This is a genomic window from Pantoea sp. Acro-807, assembly GCF_011752675.1.
Lineage (GTDB): Bacteria > Pseudomonadota > Gammaproteobacteria > Enterobacterales > Enterobacteriaceae > Pantoea > Pantoea eucrina.
This window is the reverse complement of the sequence record NZ_VWXE01000005.1, coordinates 143,140-164,632: the sequence shown is the minus strand read 5'-3', so window position 1 is coordinate 164,632 and position 21,493 is coordinate 143,140. Positions and strand designations below refer to the sequence as shown.

Sequence of the window (21,493 nt, the reverse complement as noted above, 5' to 3'; positions counted from 1 at the left end):
CCGCGGCTCTTCTGCTGATACCCTGAAACATCAAAGACTTCCATCTTTAAGGAATCGGTTCCATGCATAAAAATCGCGCAAAGCAAACTTCAGACCGCCGTTAACCTGTACTAATAGTCATGTTAATAAGACTTTCATATAGCTTAACATTTGCAAAGAATAGCTTAGCGTTTCCTGACTATCGTCTGCTATGAGATCGGTTTCAGACACATATTATGCTGCCAGAAAGCCGAATCCCCCGGCAATTGTCCGTAAATCAAATTTTACACTCTGACCGGCCTGTTTTTCAGAACGACCGATCTGGAAGTTTAACCGCCTGCTTTCCAAAACGTTTCGGATAAATGTGATGCAATACGGCTATTTTTATTACAAAACAATAGCATAAAGAATATTTTCCTGATAACAATCCGTCCCCGGATAGCTATCCGGACTTTCGCCGCTTCCCTCAATCCTGATGGCGAAAAATCAGCCAAAACCGGTTGATATTGGTTAAATAACAAACAAATCAGCGGGGAAATTGATTCCCCGCTTGACAGTGTTGTCAAATTAATGTTTTCTGTAGCGGAACGTTGTTCAACATCACACAATTTAATGAATCTTGTCGCGCAGGCTGGCAAATTTGCTAAGGTGATTTTGTAACGTTAACCAATACCTGACTGCTGCTTTTTACTTCAATTAACCATAACAGCAGCAGTCACTTTTTCCCTGGTGTTGGCGCAGTATTCGCGCACCCCGGTTTCGACCGGGGTCATTTTTTTTAGCGCTTCTGATTTTCCCGCCCGGCAACCCATTCACGCAGTACGGCAACATCCTGTCGCCACTCCTGCTTCAGTTCATCGATCCACTCCTGCACATTGTCCCACCAGGCCGGCAGTTCCGGTGACTGGATCTGTTTTGCCAGCTGCTGCAGATGCAGCAAGCCTACCGATCCCGCGGCACCTTTAATTTTGTGCCCCTCTTCGGCAATGCCTTTTTGATCGCGCGCCATCATATTGGAATCAAGCACATCAAGATAACCAGGCATCATCTGTTCAAACATTGTCAGGCTCTGTGTAATCAGGCCAGGCCCGACCAGCTCGATATACTGCTCCAGCATCGCCACATCCAGCAGCATGCGCGACTGCGTATCCGCGACAGGCATATCTGTCTCTTCTTCCTCGCCCTGATAATCCCAGAATTTTTTGATCACCGCCGTCAGCGCCGGTACCGCCAGCGGTTTACTGAGTACTTCATCCATTCCGGCATCGAGATACTCTTTTTTATCTTTAAGTACGTTGGCCGTCAGCGCGACCAGCGGCGGCAGCTGCACGCCCTTATGCTGCTGATGGATAGCGCGCGCAACGTCCAGTCCGGTCATATCCGGCAGCTGAATATCCAGCAGCACCAGGTCAAACTCCTGCGGATCAAACAGGTTTAGCGCGTCATGGCCATTCATGGCGACCTCAACGCTGCAGCCGAGCTTCTCCAGCACCGAGCGGGCGACAATCACATTCAGTTCAATATCTTCCACCAGCAGTACGTGCAGCGCCGGCAGCGGCAGGCTGTCATCCAGGCCGGTATCTTCCACTTCGTCAGCCACGCGCGGCGCGTTAATCTCAACCACAAAGCAGGAGCCTTTACCCGGCGCGCTGCTGACGGTGATATCTCCGCCCATCGCCTGCGCCAGGCGGCGCGATACCGCCAGCCCGATACCGGTACCGGTCGCGGGTTTGCCGCCGTGCTGATCTTTGACCTGATAATACATGGCAAAGATTTTGTCCTGCTCCTCCTGCGGAATACCCATCCCTGAATCCTGCACTTCAAAGCGCAGCGTTTCATTCGCGCTGTACGCGACCCGCACGACAATCTCCCCCTCGCGGGTGAATTTCACGGCGTTTCCAATCAGGTTCCACAGGATCTGCCGTAAGCGCGTGCCGTCAGCCAGAATTTTATGCGGCAGCGGCAGCGCGGGCTGCATAACAAACTTCAGATCTTTCGGCTGGGCCAGCAGGCCGGATAAGTTTTCGAGATCGGCAAGGAAACCGGTGAAATCAAGCGGCTGGTTATCCAGCTGAACTTTGCGCCGCTCGATTTTGTCCACTTCGATCACATCGTTAAAGATATTGCCCAGCGTAATGGCTGAGACGTGAATCGTTTTCAGGTACTTCAGCTGCTCCTGGCTGAGCTCGGTATCCAGCAGAATACGGCTCAGACCCACGATGCCGTTCAGCGGCGTGCGCAGCTCGTGGCTGATCGTTGAAATAAAGGTGGTTTTCTCCCGGCTGGCGTTCTCCAGCGCATCCTGATAGCGCTTACGCTCCGTGATATCGCGTCCGAATCCCATCAGGCCGCTGCGCTTGCCCACCCGATCGTAATAGGGCACTTTACGGATTTCAAAACAGGCTTTGCGCCCGTCCGGATACTGCAGCCACTGCTCATAGGTGAGCGATACGTTATGGCGAAACACCTTTTCGTCTGTTTCCAGTACCTTGGTCGCTGCCTCATCATCATAAATATCGCGCGGCGTCAGTCCGATCAGCTGTTTTTCACTTAGGCCGGTCAGCAGCTCCATGGCGCGGTTGCAGCCGGAGAACTGTTTGTCGATATTACGGTAGAAGACCAGATCGGGCGATGCATCCAGAAATGAGCGCAGGAAAGAGGATTGCTGCTCCAGCTCAATCTGCGCCTGCTCGCGGCGCGCCATCTCTTCACGCAGCTTATCCATCACCTGTTTACGCGCCTCTTCTGCGCTGATGCGATCGCTGATCTCCTGATTCAGCTGCGTGATGGTCTGTTTCATCTGCTGATTAAGCTCGAGATCGCGCGTGCGCATCTCTTCCAGCTTATCAACCAGCTTCGTTAGCCGCTGACGCGACTCCTCCAGCTGATCGACCACGACTGACAGGAAATAGACCGCCCAGGGCGTAATCAGCAGACCAAAGAAGACCGAGCGCACCACGTCGATACTTTCCACGTGCCCGCGCAGTACCATAGTGACCGCCATCTGGACAATCATCGCCAGCACCACCAGCGCCGACGCCAGCAGCAGTGAAAAGCGCACCAGACCGAGTTTGACCATCAGGTCGACATAATATTGAGCTAACAGACGAATTTGTTTCATGGCAGATCCCCTGAACGAATGGCGCCATCATAACGTAATTAGCCTGCGTCTGCCCGGGCTGACCGGGATATTGCGCCCGCCTGACGCCCCATCATAGTGCATCCGCGCCCGGCTTGAACGTTATCTGGCACGCGCTGAGTAAAGCACTTGACTAATTTGCACAGGTGAATAATCTGAAAGGCCGTCTGCGCGCAGCTAAGCGTCAGACCTTATTGCTCTCTTTCGCCTGTGGCAGCTGATTTCTCAGCATACTGCCACCCCTCCTTATTGCATACTGATTCACATTTAACGAAATTTTACTCAGTTACCTTCTGATTAGTTTTGCTTATACAGACCTATATTTAATTCAAAACAGACGCCATAAGAAAAACAGATACATGACATGCCGGTCTGCACAGCTACGATATTTTATGCTGCTATAAGCAGCACTGCCAGCAGGGTAAAGTAATATCGCCGCCTGCAGATAGTGAGACGGCTCACACTTAGCAGGGGTTTAAATCGGCGCTTATTGACATAAATTTACTGTTAAAAAATATAAAATTCATAAGGTTAACCTCTTTTTTCTGCAGATATAGGGCTCAGCGCTCTCTATTTGACCTCTGTGCGCTTTCCCGATAAGTTGAAATTCCGCTGGATGCTTTCCAGTCGGGACTGTGTCTCGACATATCTATGCAGCAAGAAGACTCCCTCTGGATGCAAGTTATCTCCCGTTAGAGACCGGATTGAAGAGCAACTCATCAAGGACGTTATACCCGGATCCTGAGAGTCATTGCTCGGTGTGGCGACGCCCGCGTACAGCGCGGAAAAAACCAGTGAAACAGCACGCGTCAGCGCTCTGTGCCTGAAACAGAACAGGCAATGTCTAAAGCAGTTTAAGGAGACTCTCAATGTCCACGCAAAAACCTCATTCCTATGGTTTGTACGACCCGGCCGCAGGCAGCGATAGCTGTGGTGTAGGTTTTATTACCCGCAAGGACGGCGAGCAGACACATGACATTCTGCAGATGGCGCACAGCGCACTCTGCACCGTGCCGCATCGCGGCGGGATGTCCGCAGAGGGTGTCGGTGATGGTGCCGGCGTTAACGTCGATCTCTCGCTTAACTTTTTCCGTAAATTAACCGGCCAGGCGCTGGAAGCTGGCCAGTTTGGCGTAGGCAACTTTTTTGTCCCGAAAGATGCCGCGCTGCGGGCTAATGCCGAACGTCTGGTTGAAGAGACGCTGGCCGCATGGAATTTCCCGGTGCTGCTGAAGCGCGATATGCCGCTGGATAATAGCGTAACCCGCCCTGCCGCCGTGGCGTTTCAGCTGCCGATTGTGCAGTGGGTGTTTGCCGCTCCGCCTGCGCTGACGAATCAGACTGACTTCGAACGTCAGATCTACCGGGCGCTGCTGGATATCGAAGCGCGCGCGTTCACCGAAAGTGAGTTTGGCGGCCTCTATCCGCTCTCACTCTCTTCCCGCACGCAGGTGTTTAAAGCGCGTCTGAACTCGAATGAAGTGATCCCTTACTTTAAAGACCTCACCGACAGCGATCACCAGGTGCGCGGACTCTTTTTCCATACCCGCTTCTCGACCAATACCGATCCCCATACCACTATGGCACAGCCGTTCCGCCTGATGGCGCATAACGGCGAGCTGAATACCGATCGTAAAAACCGCATTGCTGAAGCGGCGCTGATGCTGGCGCGCGGTAAAAAAATTGTCCGCCCTAAAGGCCAGTCTGACAGCTCGCGTCTTGACCAGAGCATCCACAGCCGCCTGATGGAAGACGATCTCGACCTGATCACCGCCGTGGTCTCCATGATGCCCCCGGCGTGGGAGAACGACAGTTCACTCTCCGCTGACGTGCGTGCGATGCTGGAGTACTTTTCGCTGTATGAAGAGAAAAATGATGGTCCGGCCGCGCTGATTTTCGGCAACGGCGAGGTCATCGGTGCTCGTCTGGATCGCCTGGGCTTGCGTCCGCTGCGTTCAGTGGAAACTGCCGACTATATCGGTGCCATGTCAGAAGCGGGCCAGATTGCCTTTCCGCCAGAAAGCGTACTGCGTCGCGGCCGCATCGAAGCGGGCGGTATGCTCTATTACGATCACAAAGAGAAGCGCGCCTATACCACGACCGAAGCGCTGGAAAAACTGGCGGCCGCAAAAGATTATCGTGCCCTGCTGCAGGCGGCGCGCGTCGAGCTGCATGAGCTGCCGGAAATTCCGGCCGAGAAGCTTGGCTCTCCGCTGCGCTATCGCGGCGATCTCAAAACCTACCAGCGTTTTGTCGCCTACTACTACAACCAGGAAAGCTTCAAGTTCATGATGGATCCGATGCTGCAGACCGGTGCGGAGAAGATCTCCGCAATGGGTTACGGCAACGCCATCAACGGCCTTTCCGATCATGAAGGCGGCATGGCGCACTACTTTTCGCAGCGCTTTGCGCAGGTGACCAACCCGCCGCTCGACTCTATCCGTGAAGCTGACGGCATGACGCTGCGCGTGGCGCTGGGCGCAAAACCCCATCTTGGCCGTAGCAAAGGGCAGCAGATTATTGTTCCCAGTCCGATCCTGACCCACCTTGATATGCTGCGCCTGCGCGAGCAGAACGTGGCACCTTACGCGCGCTTTGAAATGCTCTATGAGCCGGTGACCGGCAAAGATATCGTCAGCCGCGCCGCTAATGCCAGCGCGCTGGAAAAAGCGATAGATAATCTGGCTCAGCAGGTGGTGGATTTCGCCCGTACGCAGGGCGGCATTGCCGTGATCACCGATCGTCACGTATCAACCACTCATGCCGCCATGCCGATGCTGCTGGTGATCTCCGCCATTAACCAGCGTCTGGTGCAGGAAGGGCTGCGTCTGGATGTCTCTCTGGTGGTTGAGAGCGGTCAGAGCATCTCGTCGCACCATATCGCTGCCACGCTCGGCTTCGGTGCTTCCGCCGTCTATCCGCTGGGCGTACAGATGCGCGCAGAAGAGAAATTTGGTGAAGGCGAAGAGGGTAATAAGGCGTTCAGGCGCTATGCCAAAGCCGCTGAGAAAGCGCTGATGAAGACCATGGGTAAAGTGGGCCTCTGCACCGTCGAGAGCTACAGCTGCGGTGAGTTTTTTGAGCCTAATTTTCTCGATACTGAAGATCCGGTGCTGAAAAAATATTTTCCGAATATCAAAACCCCGGTGGGTGGCGCAGGCTTCCCGGCGATCGCCCAGATGGCAGTAGACTGGCATCAAAGCGCGCTGAAAATCCAGGGTGAAGCGGAAGTGCCGCTGCTTGGCCTGTTCAAAGAGCGTGCGGAAGGTGCCGGTCACTCCTACGGCACCATCGCCGTGCGAACCTTTATCGATATGACTGAACAGCCGATCCGCTTTGCCGATAAGGCGCGCGAAGAGGATAACTTTATCCGTCTGATGACGCTCGCCAGGCTGGAAAACGCGTTTGGTATTAAAGCGGACGCATTCAAAGAGAGCAGCTTTGAACGGATCCCGAATGCGGTCATCGATACCTTTGCCATTACGCCGGATTACCGTCAGTTCTCCAGCCTGATGCATGCTGAGCGCAAACGCCGTCCGGCAGCGCTGCGTGACATTCTTGCCCTGCCCTGCGATCTGACCCACGTTGACAGTGAAGCGGAGTTTGGCCGCAAGCTGGGCCGCTATTCGCTGGTGAACAATGGTTTCGCCATCCGTGGCCTGCAGTGTCAGACGGTGGCGGGCAGCCTGAACCAGTTTGAACTGCGCCTGATCGACGCGATTGCCGGTCTGAAACCGGAGCAGGAGCGTCTGGCGGCGCTGGCGCGTGCGCTCAGCACCCGCTTCCGGGATGACATTGAGAGCAGCAGCGTGGAAGAGAGCGTGCTGCGCATTACCGCCTATGGTAAGGCCGCAGAGTACCTGGCAAAAATTTTCACGGCGCAGCCTTCGCTGCCGCTGGAGGAGATTCAGCCGGCACACGAAATCACCCGCACCTTCGCTTCCGGTGCAATGAGCCACGGAGCGCTGGTTGCGCCTGCGCATGAAGCCGTCGCGCACGGCACCAATATGGTGGGCGGCATGAGTAACTGCGGTGAAGGCGGCGAGCACTATTCGCGTCACGGCACCATCCGCGCCTCGCGCATTAAACAGCTGGCTTCAGGACGTTTTGGTGTCTGGGCGGCCTACCTGGCCGATCCGATGCTGGAAGAGCTGGAGATCAAAATTGGTCAGGGTGCAAAACCTGGCGAAGGCGGTCAGCTGCCGGCGCCTAAAGTCACGGTAGAGATTGCTGCCGCACGCGGCGGCACGCCGGGTGTGGAGCTGGTGTCGCCTCCGCCTCACCATGACACCTACTCCATTGAGGATCTGGCACAGCTGATCCACGACTGCAAAGCCGCGCGCGTGCGCGTTATTGTCAAACTGGTCTCTTCAGAAGGTATCGGCACCATTGCGGTGGGCGTAGCCAAAGCCGGCGCCGACGTCATTAACGTGGCGGGCAACACCGGCGGAACCGGTGCGGCATCGGTAACCAGCCTGAAATATACCGGCCGCGTGGCAGAAATCGGTATTGCTGAAGTTCATCAGGCGCTGTGCGCCAATGGCCTGCGTGACAAAGTACAGCTCCGCTGCTCCGGCGCGCAGCAGACCGGCAGCGACGTGATTAAATCCGCGCTGCTGGGCGGCGATAGCTTTGAGTTTGGTACCACGGCACTGATGATGCTGAAGTGCGTGATGGCGAAAAACTGCAACGTGAAGTGCCCGGCGGGCTTAACCACCAATGCCGAAGCCTTTGATGGCGATCCGCGTCAGCTGGCGCAGTACTTCATTAACGTGGCGCAGGAAGTGCGCGAGTTTCTCGCCCGCCTCGGCCTGCGCTCGCTGCGTGAGGCGCGCGGCCGGGCCGATCTGCTGCACCTGATGGATCATCCGCTGGAAGTGGGCAAACTCGATCTGCGCGCCATGCTGACGGTAGTACCGGAACAGAAAATCGCGCATCCGGTCTATCTGGAAAAAGATTTTACGCTCGACGACGGCTGGGTAACGGAAGTGACGGCGCAGCTGGTTGAGCAGGCGGGCCGTGAGGTTACTCTGGGCAACGGCGTGACGCTGAATAACCGCAATAAAAGCGTTGGCGGACAGCTGGCTATCGATATCGAGCGCCTGCTGAACCATACGCTACCGGCTGAGCAGCGCCTCCTGCTGCCGGCGGTGCTGAAGGACGATCGCGGGCGCCACTACCTGGCGCCACGTACGGTGCAAATCCATACCCAGGGCGCAGCCGGACAATCATTCGGGGCGTTCTGTAACGACGGCATGCTGATGCAGCACTACGGCACCTGTAACGATGGCGTAGGCAAAGGTCAGTGCGGCGGTGAGCTGGTGGTGATGTCACCAGGCGGCGGCGCACAGGATAGCGATGGCAACGTGCTGATCGGCAACTTTGCGCTGTTTGGTGCCACCGGCGGCCGGCTGTTTGTGCAGGGCCAGGCGGGCGATCGCTTCGCGGTACGTAACTCCGGCGCCACCGCCGTGGTGGAAGGCGTGGGCGATTTCTGCTGTGAATATATGACCAACGGCGCCATCCTTAACCTCGGCACCTTTGGCAAAGGCTTTGGCAACGGCATGAGCGGCGGCTTCGCTTATCAGTATGACCCGTACGGCAACCTTGCCGGCCATGCGGCGGGAGACTCCGTACTCTTTGGTTCCATTGCGGATGATAACGAGATGGCGCGCGTGCATAAGCAGGCGGTACTGACCATGCTGAACTGGCATCTGGAAGCGACCCGCTCGCCACGCGCCGCCTGGCTGCTGGCGAACTGGGAGAGCGAATGTCAGCACTTTGTGTATGTTATGCCGCGTTCGCTGCTGCTCTACCAGGATGGTGGTGAGATCCTGAAAGCAAAATCGCGCAAAGATCTGCTGGAAGAGCTTTCAACCTCGCTGGCTGCGCACCAGGTAGCCAAATTTAAAGCGGCGTGGCGCAGCGGCAAAACCATTGCTGACGGGGCCGTACCCGCCTACGGTGCGACTGATACGCAGGAGATGTTTATCCTGCTTAACAACTACACCGTGCTGAGCTTTGCGCAGCAGCTGGCGCTGGGCAAGCTGCCGAAAGGCACCGCAGTGGAAGATCCGGCGGTTGAAAAAGCGGTACGCAATCTGCTGATGACCGAGGATTTTGCGCTGGTCAGTAAGCTGCAGCGGCACGCCCGCGCGGCAATTGAGAGCTACAGCGATGATGAGCTGGCAAGCCTGATCGCGGCAAAACGCATGGCTGATTACAAAGCGGCATTAACGCAGCGTAATATCCGCTCTATGGATAGCCTGGCGACCTATGGCTGGATCATCTATCAGGATGCGCGCCATCGCGAGGTGCTGGGCCACCTGCCGGACTTTGAAGAGCTGTTTGCGCGTGCGGCGCTGCCGGAAATTGCCGCTGCGGTCGGAAAACTGTCCTGATCGCGTCAGCCCGGCATTTGAGCCTTAAGAGTGAACATTACTAACAGGATTGAGTACCCGTATCATGAAGATTCCTTACATTCCTGAAGACGCACCGTTTAACGGTGAGCAGAAATACTGGCTGGCGGGTTTTCTCGCCGGTCTCCACTCGCGCCTGTTAGTGCTGGAAGATAAGCAGACGGCGCCTGCCGCTGGCGCCAGCGCAACTACGCAGCTGCACATTCTGTACGGCTCCCAGACCGGCAATGCCGAAGCGCTGGCCCAGACCGCGGCTAAAGCGGCTCGTGCCAAAGGTCTGGTCCCGGTGGTGCAGGCGCTGGGTGAGGTCGATCTCGAAGTCTTCACCACCATGCGTCATGTGCTGATTGTGACCTCAACCTATGGTGAAGGTGAGATGCCTGACAACGCGCAGCTGTTCTGGCAGGCGATTTCAGCCAGCACCGCACCGCGCCTGGAGCAGATGCACTTTGCCGTGCTGGCAATTGGCGATACCGGCTACGACGGTTTCTGCCAGGCGGGTAAATTCATCGATATGCGTCTTGAACAGCTGGGTGCGCGCCGCGTAGTGGATCGCATCGACTGCGATATCGATTTTGAAGAGCCATCCGATGCCTGGATTGGCAGCGCGATGCCGCAGTTTGCCGCCAGCGCCGGCAGCAGCGGCACCGTGCTGGAGAGCGCACCGGAAGCGCCGGTGATCCCCGGCAGCAATAAGCAGAATCCTTATGCGGCTGCGCTGACCACCAATAAACGCCTCTCCGGCGAACAGTCGGCCAAAGATATCCGCCACTTTGAATTTGATCTCAGCGGTAGCGGTCTGAAATATGAAGCGGGCGATGCGCTGGGGATTATTCCGGTCAACGACGCCGCGCTGGTCACGCTGCTGCTGACTGAGCTGAAAGCGGACTATGAAACACCGGTACCTGGCTTCGATCGCAATCTGGGCGATCTGCTAACCTATCAGTTTGAAATCGCCGAGCCGTCACGCAAGCTCATTGAGTGGATTGGCCAGCACACCGCCAACCAGGAGCTGCTGCATGTGCTGCAGCACGACGATAAAGATACGCTGGCCAACTGGCTGTGGGGCAAAGACAGCCTCGATCTGCTGCAGCTGGAGCTGAAGCGCAGCCTGTCGGTGCCGGAATTTGTGGCGATGCTGCGGCCGCTGCAGCACCGCGCTTACTCCATCTCCTCCAGCGCCAAAGCGCATCCCAATCAGGTGCACCTGACCATCGCCTCTGTGCGCTATCACAGCGGCGGACGCGAGCGTAAAGGCGTCTGTTCCACTTATCTGGCAGAGCGCGTACGCCGTGGCGAGAAGCCGGCTATTTTTATTTCGCCTAATAAAGCGTTCCGCGTGCCGGCTGATGGCAATGCACCGCTGATCATGGTCGGACCGGGTACCGGTATTGCGCCGTTTCGCGCGTTTCTGCAGGAGCGTCAGGCAACGGAAGCAAAAGGCAAAAACTGGCTCTTTTTCGGCGATCAGCATCAGGAGCATGACTATATCTACAGTGATGAGCTGCACGGCTGGCAGCAGAGCGGTCTGCTGACGCACCTCGATCTCGCCTTCTCGCGCGATCAGGAAGAGAAAATCTATGTTCAGAACCGGATGCTGGAGAAAGGCGCTGAGCTCTACGCCTGGCTGCAGGAAGGCGCATACTTTTACGTCTGCGGTGATGCATCGCGCATGGCGAAAGATGTCGACGCCGCATTGTATGAAGTGGTACGCCAGGCTGGCGGTCTGTCCGGTGAACGTGCCGCAGCGTATATCGACCAGCTGAAGAAAGAAAAACGCTATCTGCGCGACGTCTACTGAGTTACAGCATAAAAAAACGGGCCATCAGGCCCGTTTTTTCTGCGCGAAAAGATTACTTAACGACGCGCAGTGAAGGACGTCCGCCGCGCGGCGGTGGCTCGTCATCAGGGGAATGATCCTCATCCTGAGCATCATCCGGACGATCGCCATCGATAACGGACATGACCGTCTCTTCCTGACCCGCTTCCTGATCGTCCATCGCCTGATCGTAGACCGGCTCCGGTTCGAACATGGTGCCCGCACCATTTTCACGCGCGTAGATTGCCATTACAGCAGCCATCGGCACGGAAACCTGACGCGGCACGCCGCCAAAGCGCGCGTTGAAGCGCACTTCGTCATTGGAGAGATCGAGATTGCCTACCGCACGCGGCGCAATATTCAGCACGATCTGTCCGTCGCGCGCATACTCCAGCGGGACCTGTACGCCAGGCAAGTTGATATCCACCACCAGATGCGGCGTCAGCTGATTATCCAGCAGCCAGTCGTAAAATGCCCGCAGCAGATAGGGGCGACGCGCGGTGAGTTGCGACATTTCCATACTTAGCCCCGAGCCTGCAGGCGCATTTCCCGCTCAGCTTCCGTCAGTGAGGCGAGGAAGGAGTCGCGTTCAAATACGCGTGTCATATAACCTTTCAGCTCTTTCGAGCCGGCACCGCTCAGATCAACGCCCATCTGCGGCAGACGCCACAGCAGCGGCGCCAGGTAGCAATCCACCAGGCTGAACTCTTCGCTCATAAAGAACGGCGTGCGCGCAAACAGCGGCGCAATCGCCAGCAGCTCTTCACGCAGCTGTTTACGCGCAGCATCTGCCTCAGCGCCGCTGGTGGTTTCGATGGTACGCAGCAGGCTATACCAGTCCTGCTCAATGCGGTGCATCATCAGGCGGCTTTCACCACGCGCAACCGGATAAACCGGCATCAGCGGAGGATGCGGGAAACGCTCATCCAGGTACTCCATGATGATGCGTGATTCATACAGCGTCAGTTCACGGTCAACCAGCGTAGGTACGGTGCGATACGGGTTGAGGTCAATCAGATCCTGCGGCAGATTATCTGGTTCAACCTGCTCGATCTCCACGCTGACGCCCTTTTCAGCCAGTACGATACGTACCTGATGGCTGAAAATGTCAGTCGGACCAGAAAACAGCGTCATTACCGAACGTTTGTTGGCAGCGACAGCCATGAAAACCTCCAAGTTTGTTCACAAAAATATACTGCGAATAGCCAACCACACGGCGACTCACCCGATCATCAGACTCGCACACTGCCGGGCAGCGCTGATATCCGGCTCATGTCCGGAGCGGAGCGTCAGTTCAGGCCGCGACTCGCGGGCGCAAAGTGTCAGTGAGTTTACCAGATTTTAAGCAGCTTGTGGGGCGGGGTTGCGCATTTGCGGGCAAATAGCCGGGAAAGCTCGCGTTTTTACACTGCTTTACCGGGATAACAGCCAATAAAAAACCCGCCGAAGCGGGTTTTTTGAGCCAATTGACACTGCCGAAGCAGTAAGCAATTAACGCTTGGAGAACTGAGGACGACGACGTGCTTTACGCAGGCCGACTTTCTTACGTTCAACCTGACGAGCATCACGGGTAACAAAGCCCGCTTTGCGCAGTTCTGTACGCAGAGATTCGTCGTATTCCATCAGAGCGCGGGTGATACCGTGACGGATCGCACCAGCCTGACCAGAAATACCACCACCTTTAACGGTGATGTACAGATCCAGTTTACCAACCATATCAACCAGCTCCAGCGGCTGACGCACGACCATGCGTGCAGTCTCGCGACCGAAGTACTGCTCCAGAGAGCGCTGGTTAATTACGATGTTACCGCTACCCGGCTTGATAAAGACGCGAGCGGCAGAGCTTTTGCGGCGACCAGTGCCGTAGTTTTGAGTTTCAGCCATTGCCTATAATCCCGATTAAATGTCAAGAACTTGCGGTTGCTGCGCCGCGTGGTTGTGCTCGTTGCCTGCGTAAACTTTCAGTTTACGGTACATAGCACGACCCAGTGGGCCTTTTGGCAGCATGCCTTTAACCGCGATTTCAATCACACGCTCAGGACGGCGGGCAATCATCTCTTCGAAGGTCGCCTGCTTGATACCACCGATGTGACCAGTGTGGTGATAGTAAATCTTGTCGGTACGCTTGTTGCCGGTTACAGCAACTTTGTCCGCGTTCAGAACGATGATGTAATCACCGGTGTCAACGTGCGGAGTATATTCCGCTTTGTGCTTACCACGCAGACGGCGCGCCAGTTCAGTCGCCAGGCGACCCAAGGTTTTGCCAGTTGCGTCAACAACATACCAGTCACGCTGTACGGTTTCTGGTTTAGCTGTAAAAGTTTTCATTGAAAAGCTTACCCAAATAAAAGTTACACGTTGGTGAAATCCCAAACGCTAAGTTAACGATTGAGGCTCACGCGACCATTTCGCCCAGCAAGCCCACCCCCTCAGGTAGAGTTACCGGATCACACAGCTTTCCGGGAAAAGAAATGCTGTGCTGTAACGTGGGGTCGCAAGATTATAGAGAAGTCAGATTTAAAAATCGAACCTTTTTGCGACAAAATTCACGATTTCTGCCCGGGCGTCACGGCAGATGCGGCAGCCGGAGATACTCCTCGCTCTGCATCTCCTGCAGGCGTGACAGGCAGCGCTGATACTCGAACTTCAGCCGGGTTCCCTGATAAATTTCAAACAGCGAGGTTTCCGCTGCCACCACCAGTTTGACGTGGCGTTCATAAAATTCATCCACCAGTGCCAGAAAGCGGCGCGCCTGATCTTCAGTTTTATAAATCATCACCGGTACATCAAACAGCAGCACGCTATGGAAACGCCGCGATAGCTCAATGTAGTCATGCTGGCTGCGCCCCGCCCCGCACAGCGTCAGGAAATCAATGGCGAGTACGCCTTCATGTACTCCACGGGTGGGCATCTCCCGGTGATTGATCTCCAGCACCGGTGCATCATCGGGTGCTCCGCCCGCCAGCGCACGAAACATGCGCGTCATCTCCGCCTGTGTGGCGTCATTAAGCGGATGGTTCCACAGATGTGCTGACGTCAGCGTACGCAGGCGATAGTCGATGCCGGCATCCACGTTCATCACCTCACAGTGCTGTTTAATCTGCTCAATAGCGGGCAGGAAGCGCGCGCGCTGCAGACCGTTGCGGTAGAGATCGTCCGGCGGAATATTGGAGGTGGCGACCAGGGCGATACCGCGTGCGAACAGTGCCTCCATCAGCGTACCCAGCAGCATGGCATCGGTAATGTCGGAGACAAAAAACTCATCAAAGCAGAGGATATCGGTCTCTGCTTTAAAACGGTCAGCCACAATCTGCAGCGGATCGCTTTGTCCCTGCAGCTGCGTCAGCTCTTCATGTACCCGCAGCATAAAACGATGAAAGTGCAGCCGCAGTTTGCGATCGCCAGGAATTGACTGAAAAAACAGGTCCATGACCCAGGTTTTTCCCCGGCCGACGCCGCCCCACATATAGAGACCGCGTACCGGTGCTTCCGGCGCTGCCTTCTCTTTGCCGACCAGTCGGGAGAGGCGTCCCAGCAGACCGCGGCCGCTATTCTCACGCGGCTGCTGACGGGCAATCAGCCCTTGCTGGATAGCGTCTAAGCGGGTTATAGCTTCACGTTGTACGTCGTCCGGGCGGAACTCGCCCTGCGACAGCGCCTGCTCATAGCGCGCAAGCGGAGATGAGGTTTGCATGGTTCTCTCAGAATCCCTGAAAAGTCCGATTCACGTGTCGGTTGCTGAAAATTAGGCCGCTCTACACTAAGCGATACAGTCCGATAGTTCCACTTCCTGCAGATTAACGGGTATAGTGACTTATAGTGAAGCTGAAGTTGAAGTTGAAGCAATGCCCTACGAAGCAACGGAAATTACACGGGAGTTATTATGACCTGGGAATACGGGCTGATTGGTTTAGTGATTGGCATTATTGTCGGCGCAGTCGCTATGCGTTTTGGCAACAAAAAATTGCGCGAACAGCGCAGCATGCAGTATGAACTGGAAAAATCAAAAGCGGAGCTGGCAGATTATCGCGAAGAGCTCACCAACCATTTTGCCCAGAGCGCAGAGCTGCTGGACAATATGGCGCGCGATTACCGCCAGCTTTATCAGCACATGGCAAAAGGATCCAACGATCTGCTGCCTAATCTGCCGGGTGAAAAAAATCCGTTCGCCTATCAGCTGACGGAAGCGGAAGCGGATAACGATCAGGCGCCGGTGCAGATCCCGCGCGACTACTCTGAAGGCGCTTCCGGGTTACTGCGCGGCAGCGATCGCACTACCCCGCCCCGCAGTTAATCTTTTCAGGGCACCGCCTCATGCGGTGCCCTTTTTGTTTCGAACACTTGCAGTAAACGATTGTCACACTTTCTGTACTCCCCTATTCGCAGCGAGAGCCTGATAACCCATGAAAAAACAAACAAAACTATTAAGCGCACTGGCGCTGAGTATCAGCATGAGCCTGGCCGCAACGTCAGGCGCGATGGCCGCGCTTCCGGCACAGATTCAGGGGCAGGCGCTGCCAAGCCTGGCACCGATGCTGGAGAAAGTGCTGCCGGCGGTGGTCAGCGTACACGTTGAGGGCAGCGACAGTGGTCAGCAGGCGCAGGAGATCCCGGAACCGCTGAAGCGTTTTTTCGGCCAGGCGCCAGGTCAGTCGCAGCCTCAGCCATTTGAAGGCCTCGGTTCCGGCGTCATTATCGATGCGGCAAAAGGCTATATTCTGACGAATAATCACGTTGTAAACGGCGCGGACAAAATCAGCGTCCAGCTCAGCGACGGCAACGAATATGATGCCAAACTGATTGGCCACGACGAGCAGACAGATATCGCTCTGATTCAGGTTGAAGGGGCTAAGAACCTGACGCAGGTGAAAATCGCCGATTCTGATGCGCTGAAAGTCGGCGACTTTGCGGTAGCCATCGGTAATCCGTTTGGTCTGGGTCAGACAGCCACCTCCGGGATCATCTCGGCACTCGGCCGCAGCGGCCTTAATCTTGAAGGACTGGAGAACTTTATTCAGACGGATGCGGCGATTAACCGCGGTAACTCCGGCGGCGCGCTGGTCAACCTGAACGGTGAGCTTATCGGTATTAATACCGCGATTCTGGCATCAAGCGGCGGCAATATTGGTATCGGCTTTGCCATCCCCAGTGATATGGCGATCAACCTGGCGCAGCAGCTGATTCAGTTCGGCGAAGTGAAGCGCGGTCAGCTGGGTATCAAAGGCACCGAGATGACAGCGGATATTGCGAAAGCGTTTAACGTTGACGCGCAGCGCGGCGCATTTGTCTCTGAAGTGTTGCCAAAATCGGCCGCGGAGAAAGCGGGGATAAAATCGGGCGATATCATCACCTCTATCAACGATAAGCCGATCGCCAGCTTCGCCGAGCTGCGCGTTAAAGTAGGCACCACGCCGCCAGGCCAGCAGGTGAAAATCGGTCTGCTGCGCGACGGTAAGCCGGTCAGCGTGACCGTTACGCTGGAGCAGAGCGCGCAGAGCACCGCCAGCGCGCAGCTGATGTCTCCTGCTTTGCAGGGCGCGCAGCTGAGCGACGGCACCACCAAAACAGGCGATAAAGGCATTAAAGTCGACGCCATCGAAAAAGGCACGCCGGCTGAGCAGGTCGGTCTGCAGAAAGATGATGTGATTGTGGGCGTAAACCGTACCCGGGTGCAGAGCCTTGCCGAGATGCGTAAAGTGCTGGAGGGCAAACCGCCGGTGCTGGCGCTGAATGTGGTACGCGGCGACGAGAGTATCTACCTGCTTCTGAGATAATCCCCCCGACAGGCGGACAAGCAGGTGTGTGTCCGCCTTTCTCATGTTATTCTGCCCTGCGATCTCACCTGGCTTGAAATAACACCATGTTTCTTAAACTTTTGCGTGCAGTGGTGATGGGCCTGATCGTAGCAGGCTTGCTGCTTGTTGCGATCCCGGCGCTGCGGATGGGCAGCGACGTCACTTTTGATCATGAAAGCAGCGCTGACGAAACCCCTTTCAGTTTTAATCCGGGGGTGCGCCGCGCCGTGCCCGCCGTAGTCAATGTCTACAACCGCAGCGCCCACGGTAACAATAATCGCGGTATCACCACGCTCGGCTCGGGTGTGATCATGAACGCGAAAGGGTACATCCTTACCAACAAACACGTTATCAATAACGCCGATCAGATCATCGTGGCGCTGCAGGATGGCCGCTTTTTTGAAGCGACCCTGGTGGGCTCCGACGCCATGACCGATTTAGCCGTGCTCAAAATCAGCGCCTCAGGCCTGCCGGTTATCCCGATTAACCCTGCGCGGCTGGCGCACATTGGTGACGTCGTGATGGCGATAGGCAACCCCTATAATCTCGGGCAGACGGTCACACAGGGCATTATCAGCGCGACCGGACGCGTCGGCCTGAGCTCTTCCGGCCGGCAAAATTTCCTGCAGACCGATGCCTCAATTAATCAGGGCAATTCAGGCGGCGCGCTGATCAATTCGCTGGGCGAGCTGATGGGTATCAACACGCTGACCTTTGATAAAAGCAACGACGGAGAAACACCGGAAGGCATCGGCTTCGCTATTCCTACCGCGCTGGCGGCCAAAATCATGGATAAGCTGATCCGCGACGGGCGGGTGATCCGCGGCTATATCGGTATTACCGGACGTGAACTGCCGCCGCTGCACGGCCAGGGCAGCAATCTCGATCGCGTACAGGGTATTATTGTTAACAGCGTCGCGCCGGGCGGTCCGGCCGATAGCGCCGGGATCCAGGCCAACGATGTGCTGCTGCAGGTTAATGGCAAGCCTGCGCTCTCCGCGCAGGAGACGATGGATCAGGTGGCGGAGATCCGCCCCGGTTCAGTGATTGATGTGCAGGTGCTGCGCAATGAGCAAAAAATGACGCTGCCGGTTACGATCCAGGAATTTCCGGAAGCTGCCGCCCCCGTCACCACCGCCCAGTAAGCCGCGGCGCCAGCCGGCGCCGCGCTTAACCTGACGTTCTCAGCTTCTGTCGACCGGAAACGCGATCACATCGCTCAGCGCGCTGGCTTTCAGCGCCAGCATAATCAGGCGATCCACGCCCAGCGCCACGCCGGAACAGGCTGGCATACCATGCGCCAGGGCATCCAGCAGATAGTGGTCAATCGGATGCTGCGGCAGCCCGCGCGCCGCACGACGACGGTTATCCTGTTCAAAACGCTGACGCTGCTCACGGCTGTCGGTCAGCTCGCGAAAACCGTTCGCCAGCTCAACCCCTTTGTAATAGACCTCGAAGCGTTCAGCAACGCGATGATCTTCCGTGCTGATCTCCGCCAGCGCAGCCTGACTTGCCGGGAAGTGATAGACAAAGCAGGGTTTGTCGTTGCCAATTTTCGGCTCTACGCCCAGCATAAACAGCAGCTGCAGCAGCGTATCGCGATCCTCTTCACGCTGCGCCAGCTCCCCCTCGCCGAGCTTTGTCGCGGCTTCGCGCAGCTGCGTTTTATCCGCAGAGAGCGGATCAATCTCCAGATGACGGATAAACGCCTGCTGATAGGAGAGGGATTCTGCAGTGTCGCACTCCAGCACCTGCTGCAGCAGATCGTCCACCTCGTTCATCAGGCGATACATATCGTAGTGCGGGCGGTACCACTCCAGCATGGTGAATTCAGGATTGTGATGACGCCCCGCCTCTTCATTACGGAAGCAGCGACCCATCTGGTAGATCGGCCCGCTGCCAGCGGCCAGCAGCCGTTTCATATGGTATTCCGGGCTGGTCATCAGCCAGAGATCGCGGCCTTCGCTGGCGCCGGGTCCGACAAAACGCGTCTGAAACGGCACCAGATGGATATCGGTAATGGTGGCCTGGCTCATCGCCGGGGTATCCACTTCCAGCACGCCGCGATCGGCAAAGAAACGCCTGATTTCCGCCAGAATCGCGGCGCGTTTCAACAAATTGGCAATGGGTGCGCTCGGCTGCCAGCTTGCCGTTTCGCTCATGGTGATGACTCCTCATACAAATAAGGGGTGGAAGTCTACCCGGAACAGAAGCAGCAAACAACGAGGCGTAGCGGAAGAGAAGCTGGCAGATCAGAGGAAAAGAAGAGCGGTGCGAAAGCTTTCGCACCGGCAGATTTTACTGGGTGCTGCGCTGAATTGCCTGACCACCCGCTTCGACATCCTCACCGACGCCGCGCGTGGTGTTACAGCCGCTCAGTACCGAAGAGAGCACCAGCACAGAGAAAATTGCGACAATACTTTTCTTAAACATAGCCATATCCTTGTTGGTTGCAGTAAAAGTACAGCTTTTAAAGCATAGTCTGCTTCTGCAACCCTGGTAGCTGCGCCCCGGAAAAATTCACGCCGCCATCGCGTTTCGCGGCCATAAAAAAAGGCGCATCACCGATGCGCCTGATTGAGTACTGATGTCGTGCTTATTTTACGCGGGAAACGTATTCACCCGAGCGGGTGTCAACTTTCACCACTTCGCCAATCTGAACGAAGAGTGGCACTTTGATCACTGCGCCGGTAGACAGGGTCGCTGGCTTGCCGCCGGTTCCGGCGGTATCGCCTTTCAGGCCCGGATCGGTTTCGGTGATTTCTGCTTCGATGAAGTTTGGCGGCTGAACGGCAATCGGTTTATCGTTCCACAGGGTTACGATACACTCTGCGTTGTCCTGCAGCCACTTGGTCACGTCATCCAGTACTTTGGCTTCAACCTGGTACTGTTCAAACGACTCAGGGTGCATGAAGTAGAAGAAGTCACCGTCGTTGTAAGAGTACTGCAGCGTCATATCACGAACGTCTGCGCCTTCGGCAGAGTCGGTAGATTTGAAGGTCTTCTCAACGCGAGAACCGGTCAGCAGACGACGCATTTTAACGCGTGCGAAAGCCTGGCCTTTACCCGGTTTTACGAATTCACTGGATTCGATGGCATACGGTTCGCCTTCGAACATGATTTTAAGACCGGAACGAAAATCGTTGCTAAGATAAGTCGCCATAAAGGCCCTCTGTAGATATTAACTGGTAATAGCCAAAAAAATGGCACACATTGTAACCCTAAATTCCCCTGTCAGAGAAGATTGGTTGCAGCAACTTGCTGATGTTGTCACCGATCCTGCTGAATTACTGCAACTTTTAGGCCTCGAACATCATCAGGAATTAGCTGCCGGCCACGCTGCACGCCAGCTTTTTGCCCTGCGCGTGCCGCGCGCCTTCATTCAGCGCATGCGCCACGGCGATGCCGGTGACCCTCTGCTGCTGCAGGTGCTGACCAGCCGCCAGGAGTTTACCGATGCGCCGGGCTACACTACCGATCCGCTCGATGAGCAGAGCAGCGTGGTGCCGGGCCTGCTGCACAAGTATAAAAACCGCGCGCTGCTGCTGGTCAAAGGGGGCTGTGCGGTAAACTGCCGCTACTGTTTCCGCCGTCACTTTCCTTATCAGGATAATCAGGGCAACAAGCGTAACTGGCAGGCGGCGATCGACTACATTGCCGCGCACCCGGAGCTGGATGAGATTATCTTTTCCGGCGGCGATCCGCTGATGGCTAAAGATCATGAGCTGGCCTGGCTGATTGCGGCGCTGGAGCAGATCCCGCATCTGAAGCGCCTGCGTATTCACAGCCGGCTGCCGGTGGTGATCCCGGCGCGCATTACGGAAACGCTGTGTCAGCTGCTGGCTGACACCCGCCTGCAGGTGCTGCTGGTAAGCCATATCAATCATGCGCAGGAGATTGATGAGGCGCTGCGCGCGCGTCTGCAGCTGCTGAAGCGATCGGGCGTGACGCTGCTGAATCAGAGCGTGCTGCTGCGCGGCGTTAATGATAATGCGGATGCGCTGGCTGAGCTAAGTAATGCGCTGTTTGATGCCGGCATTCTGCCCTACTATCTCCACGTGCTCGACAAAGTTCAGGGCGCTGCCCACTTCTTTGTTTCAGACGCCGAAGCGCGCGCGCTGATGCGTCAGCTGCTCAGCCGGGTCTCCGGCTATATGGTTCCCAGACTGGCGCGTGAGATTGGCGGTGAGCCGAGCAAAACCCCGCTGGACCTTCAGCTGCGTCAGGAGTAACGCTCGCTCTCCGGTGCGCATGAATGCGCACCCTACAAAGACGTGCCGCAATTGATGCGCACCCGGCGTGCTTATGCAGGGTCGCCATTAATGGCGACCACAGCGGCTCG

At 56.3% G+C, this 21,493-nt stretch carries 15 protein-coding genes; 6 read left to right on the top strand and 9 right to left on the bottom strand.

Annotated features, from left to right (window positions below; genetic code table 11):
* Window positions 1-757: 757 nt before the first annotated feature.
* Window positions 758-3,100 (bottom strand): aerobic respiration two-component sensor histidine kinase ArcB, encoded by a 2,343-nt coding sequence (gene arcB / locus F3J39_RS13450; RefSeq protein ID WP_166714307.1) that lies wholly within the window; start codon window positions 3,098-3,100, stop codon window positions 758-760.
* An 887-nt stretch (window positions 3,101-3,987) separates the two neighbouring features.
* Between arcB and F3J39_RS13445 the strand changes: the two genes are divergently transcribed.
* Entirely contained in the window at window positions 3,988-9,519 is a 5,532-nt protein-coding gene (locus tag F3J39_RS13445; RefSeq protein ID WP_039382177.1) for a glutamate synthase-related protein, read from the top strand.
* Window positions 9,520-9,583: 64 nt separating this feature from the next.
* Window positions 9,584-11,338 (top strand): sulfite reductase subunit alpha, encoded by a 1,755-nt coding sequence (locus F3J39_RS13440; protein ID WP_039382173.1) that lies wholly within the window; start codon window positions 9,584-9,586, stop codon window positions 11,336-11,338.
* A gap of 52 nt (window positions 11,339-11,390) precedes the next feature.
* On the opposite strand, the gene sspB is transcribed toward F3J39_RS13440, so the two are convergent.
* The 5 genes from sspB to zapE all read right to left on the bottom strand — a co-directional run bounded on the left by sspB (window position 11,391) and on the right by zapE (window position 15,050).
* A complete protein-coding gene (gene sspB / locus F3J39_RS13435; protein WP_039382169.1) occupies window positions 11,391-11,876 on the bottom strand; it encodes a ClpXP protease specificity-enhancing factor in 486 nt (161 codons plus the stop codon).
* 2 nt (window positions 11,877-11,878) lie between these two features.
* On the bottom strand, window positions 11,879-12,520 hold the full coding sequence (gene sspA, locus F3J39_RS13430; protein WP_039382163.1) for a stringent starvation protein SspA: 642 nt from the start codon (window positions 12,518-12,520) through the stop codon (window positions 11,879-11,881).
* A 327-nt stretch (window positions 12,521-12,847) separates the two neighbouring features.
* Window positions 12,848-13,240, bottom strand: coding sequence for a 30S ribosomal protein S9 (gene rpsI / locus F3J39_RS13425; RefSeq protein WP_166714306.1), 393 nt, complete (start codon window positions 13,238-13,240; stop codon window positions 12,848-12,850).
* Between the two features lie 15 nt (window positions 13,241-13,255).
* Entirely contained in the window at window positions 13,256-13,684 is a 429-nt protein-coding gene (rplM, locus tag F3J39_RS13420) for a 50S ribosomal protein L13 (protein ID WP_039382157.1), read from the bottom strand.
* 238 nt (window positions 13,685-13,922) lie between these two features.
* Window positions 13,923-15,050 carry a cell division protein ZapE gene (gene zapE / locus F3J39_RS13415; protein WP_094110669.1) on the bottom strand — a complete coding sequence of 376 codons (1,128 nt, stop codon included), beginning with the start codon at window positions 15,048-15,050 and terminating at the stop codon, window positions 13,923-13,925.
* Window positions 15,051-15,239: 189 nt separating this feature from the next.
* Between zapE and zapG the strand changes: the two genes are divergently transcribed.
* The 3 genes from zapG (at window position 15,240) to degS (ending at window position 18,296) form a co-directional block, all read left to right on the top strand.
* On the top strand, window positions 15,240-15,650 hold the full coding sequence (gene zapG / locus F3J39_RS13410; RefSeq protein ID WP_094110668.1) for a Z-ring associated protein ZapG: 411 nt from the start codon (window positions 15,240-15,242) through the stop codon (window positions 15,648-15,650).
* 109 nt (window positions 15,651-15,759) lie between these two features.
* On the top strand, window positions 15,760-17,130 hold the full coding sequence (gene degQ / locus F3J39_RS13405) for a serine endoprotease DegQ (protein WP_039382149.1): 1,371 nt from the start codon (window positions 15,760-15,762) through the stop codon (window positions 17,128-17,130).
* 86 nt (window positions 17,131-17,216) lie between these two features.
* Complete coding sequence (gene degS / locus F3J39_RS13400) at window positions 17,217-18,296, top strand: outer membrane-stress sensor serine endopeptidase DegS (RefSeq protein WP_039382147.1); 1,080 nt, start codon at window positions 17,217-17,219, stop codon at window positions 18,294-18,296.
* Window positions 18,297-18,335: 39 nt separating this feature from the next.
* On the opposite strand, the gene epmA is transcribed toward degS, so the two are convergent.
* From epmA to efp, 3 genes are all read right to left on the bottom strand, one after another.
* Window positions 18,336-19,313, bottom strand: coding sequence for an elongation factor P--(R)-beta-lysine ligase (epmA, locus tag F3J39_RS13395; protein WP_039382145.1), 978 nt, complete (start codon window positions 19,311-19,313; stop codon window positions 18,336-18,338).
* 136 nt (window positions 19,314-19,449) lie between these two features.
* Window positions 19,450-19,584 carry an entericidin A/B family lipoprotein gene (locus F3J39_RS13390; RefSeq protein ID WP_039382142.1) on the bottom strand — a complete coding sequence of 45 codons (135 nt, stop codon included), beginning with the start codon at window positions 19,582-19,584 and terminating at the stop codon, window positions 19,450-19,452.
* Between the two features lie 163 nt (window positions 19,585-19,747).
* On the bottom strand, window positions 19,748-20,314 hold the full coding sequence (gene efp, locus F3J39_RS13385) for an elongation factor P (protein WP_039382139.1): 567 nt from the start codon (window positions 20,312-20,314) through the stop codon (window positions 19,748-19,750).
* A gap of 40 nt (window positions 20,315-20,354) precedes the next feature.
* On the opposite strand from efp, the gene epmB reads away from it, so the two are divergent.
* Window positions 20,355-21,383, top strand: a complete 1,029-nt coding sequence (gene epmB, locus F3J39_RS13380; protein ID WP_039382136.1) for an EF-P beta-lysylation protein EpmB — start codon at window positions 20,355-20,357, stop codon at window positions 21,381-21,383.
* The last annotated feature ends 110 nt before the right edge of the window (window positions 21,384-21,493 follow it).

What these genes read in the sequence shown, in the direction of transcription:
- zapE (WP_094110669.1), bottom strand. Translation starts at nt 15,050, where the DNA reads ATGCAAACCTCATCTCCGCTTGCGCGCTATGAGCAGGCGCTGTCGCAG.
- F3J39_RS13390 (WP_039382142.1), bottom strand. Translation starts at nt 19,584, where the DNA reads ATGTTTAAGAAAAGTATTGTCGCAATTTTCTCTGTGCTGGTGCTCTCT.
- epmB (WP_039382136.1), top strand. Translation starts at nt 20,355, where the DNA reads ATGGCACACATTGTAACCCTAAATTCCCCTGTCAGAGAAGATTGGTTG.
- degQ (WP_039382149.1), top strand. Translation starts at nt 15,760, where the DNA reads ATGAAAAAACAAACAAAACTATTAAGCGCACTGGCGCTGAGTATCAGC.
- F3J39_RS13440 (WP_039382173.1), top strand. Translation starts at nt 9,584, where the DNA reads ATGAAGATTCCTTACATTCCTGAAGACGCACCGTTTAACGGTGAGCAG.
- arcB (WP_166714307.1), bottom strand. Translation starts at nt 3,100, where the DNA reads ATGAAACAAATTCGTCTGTTAGCTCAATATTATGTCGACCTGATGGTC.
- zapG (WP_094110668.1), top strand. Translation starts at nt 15,240, where the DNA reads ATGACCTGGGAATACGGGCTGATTGGTTTAGTGATTGGCATTATTGTC.
- epmA (WP_039382145.1), bottom strand. Translation starts at nt 19,313, where the DNA reads ATGAGCGAAACGGCAAGCTGGCAGCCGAGCGCACCCATTGCCAATTTG.
- F3J39_RS13445 (WP_039382177.1), top strand. Translation starts at nt 3,988, where the DNA reads ATGTCCACGCAAAAACCTCATTCCTATGGTTTGTACGACCCGGCCGCA.
- sspB (WP_039382169.1), bottom strand. Translation starts at nt 11,876, where the DNA reads ATGGAAATGTCGCAACTCACCGCGCGTCGCCCCTATCTGCTGCGGGCA.
- sspA (WP_039382163.1), bottom strand. Translation starts at nt 12,520, where the DNA reads ATGGCTGTCGCTGCCAACAAACGTTCGGTAATGACGCTGTTTTCTGGT.
- efp (WP_039382139.1), bottom strand. Translation starts at nt 20,314, where the DNA reads ATGGCGACTTATCTTAGCAACGATTTTCGTTCCGGTCTTAAAATCATG.
- degS (WP_039382147.1), top strand. Translation starts at nt 17,217, where the DNA reads ATGTTTCTTAAACTTTTGCGTGCAGTGGTGATGGGCCTGATCGTAGCA.
- rplM (WP_039382157.1), bottom strand. Translation starts at nt 13,684, where the DNA reads ATGAAAACTTTTACAGCTAAACCAGAAACCGTACAGCGTGACTGGTAT.
- rpsI (WP_166714306.1), bottom strand. Translation starts at nt 13,240, where the DNA reads ATGGCTGAAACTCAAAACTACGGCACTGGTCGCCGCAAAAGCTCTGCC.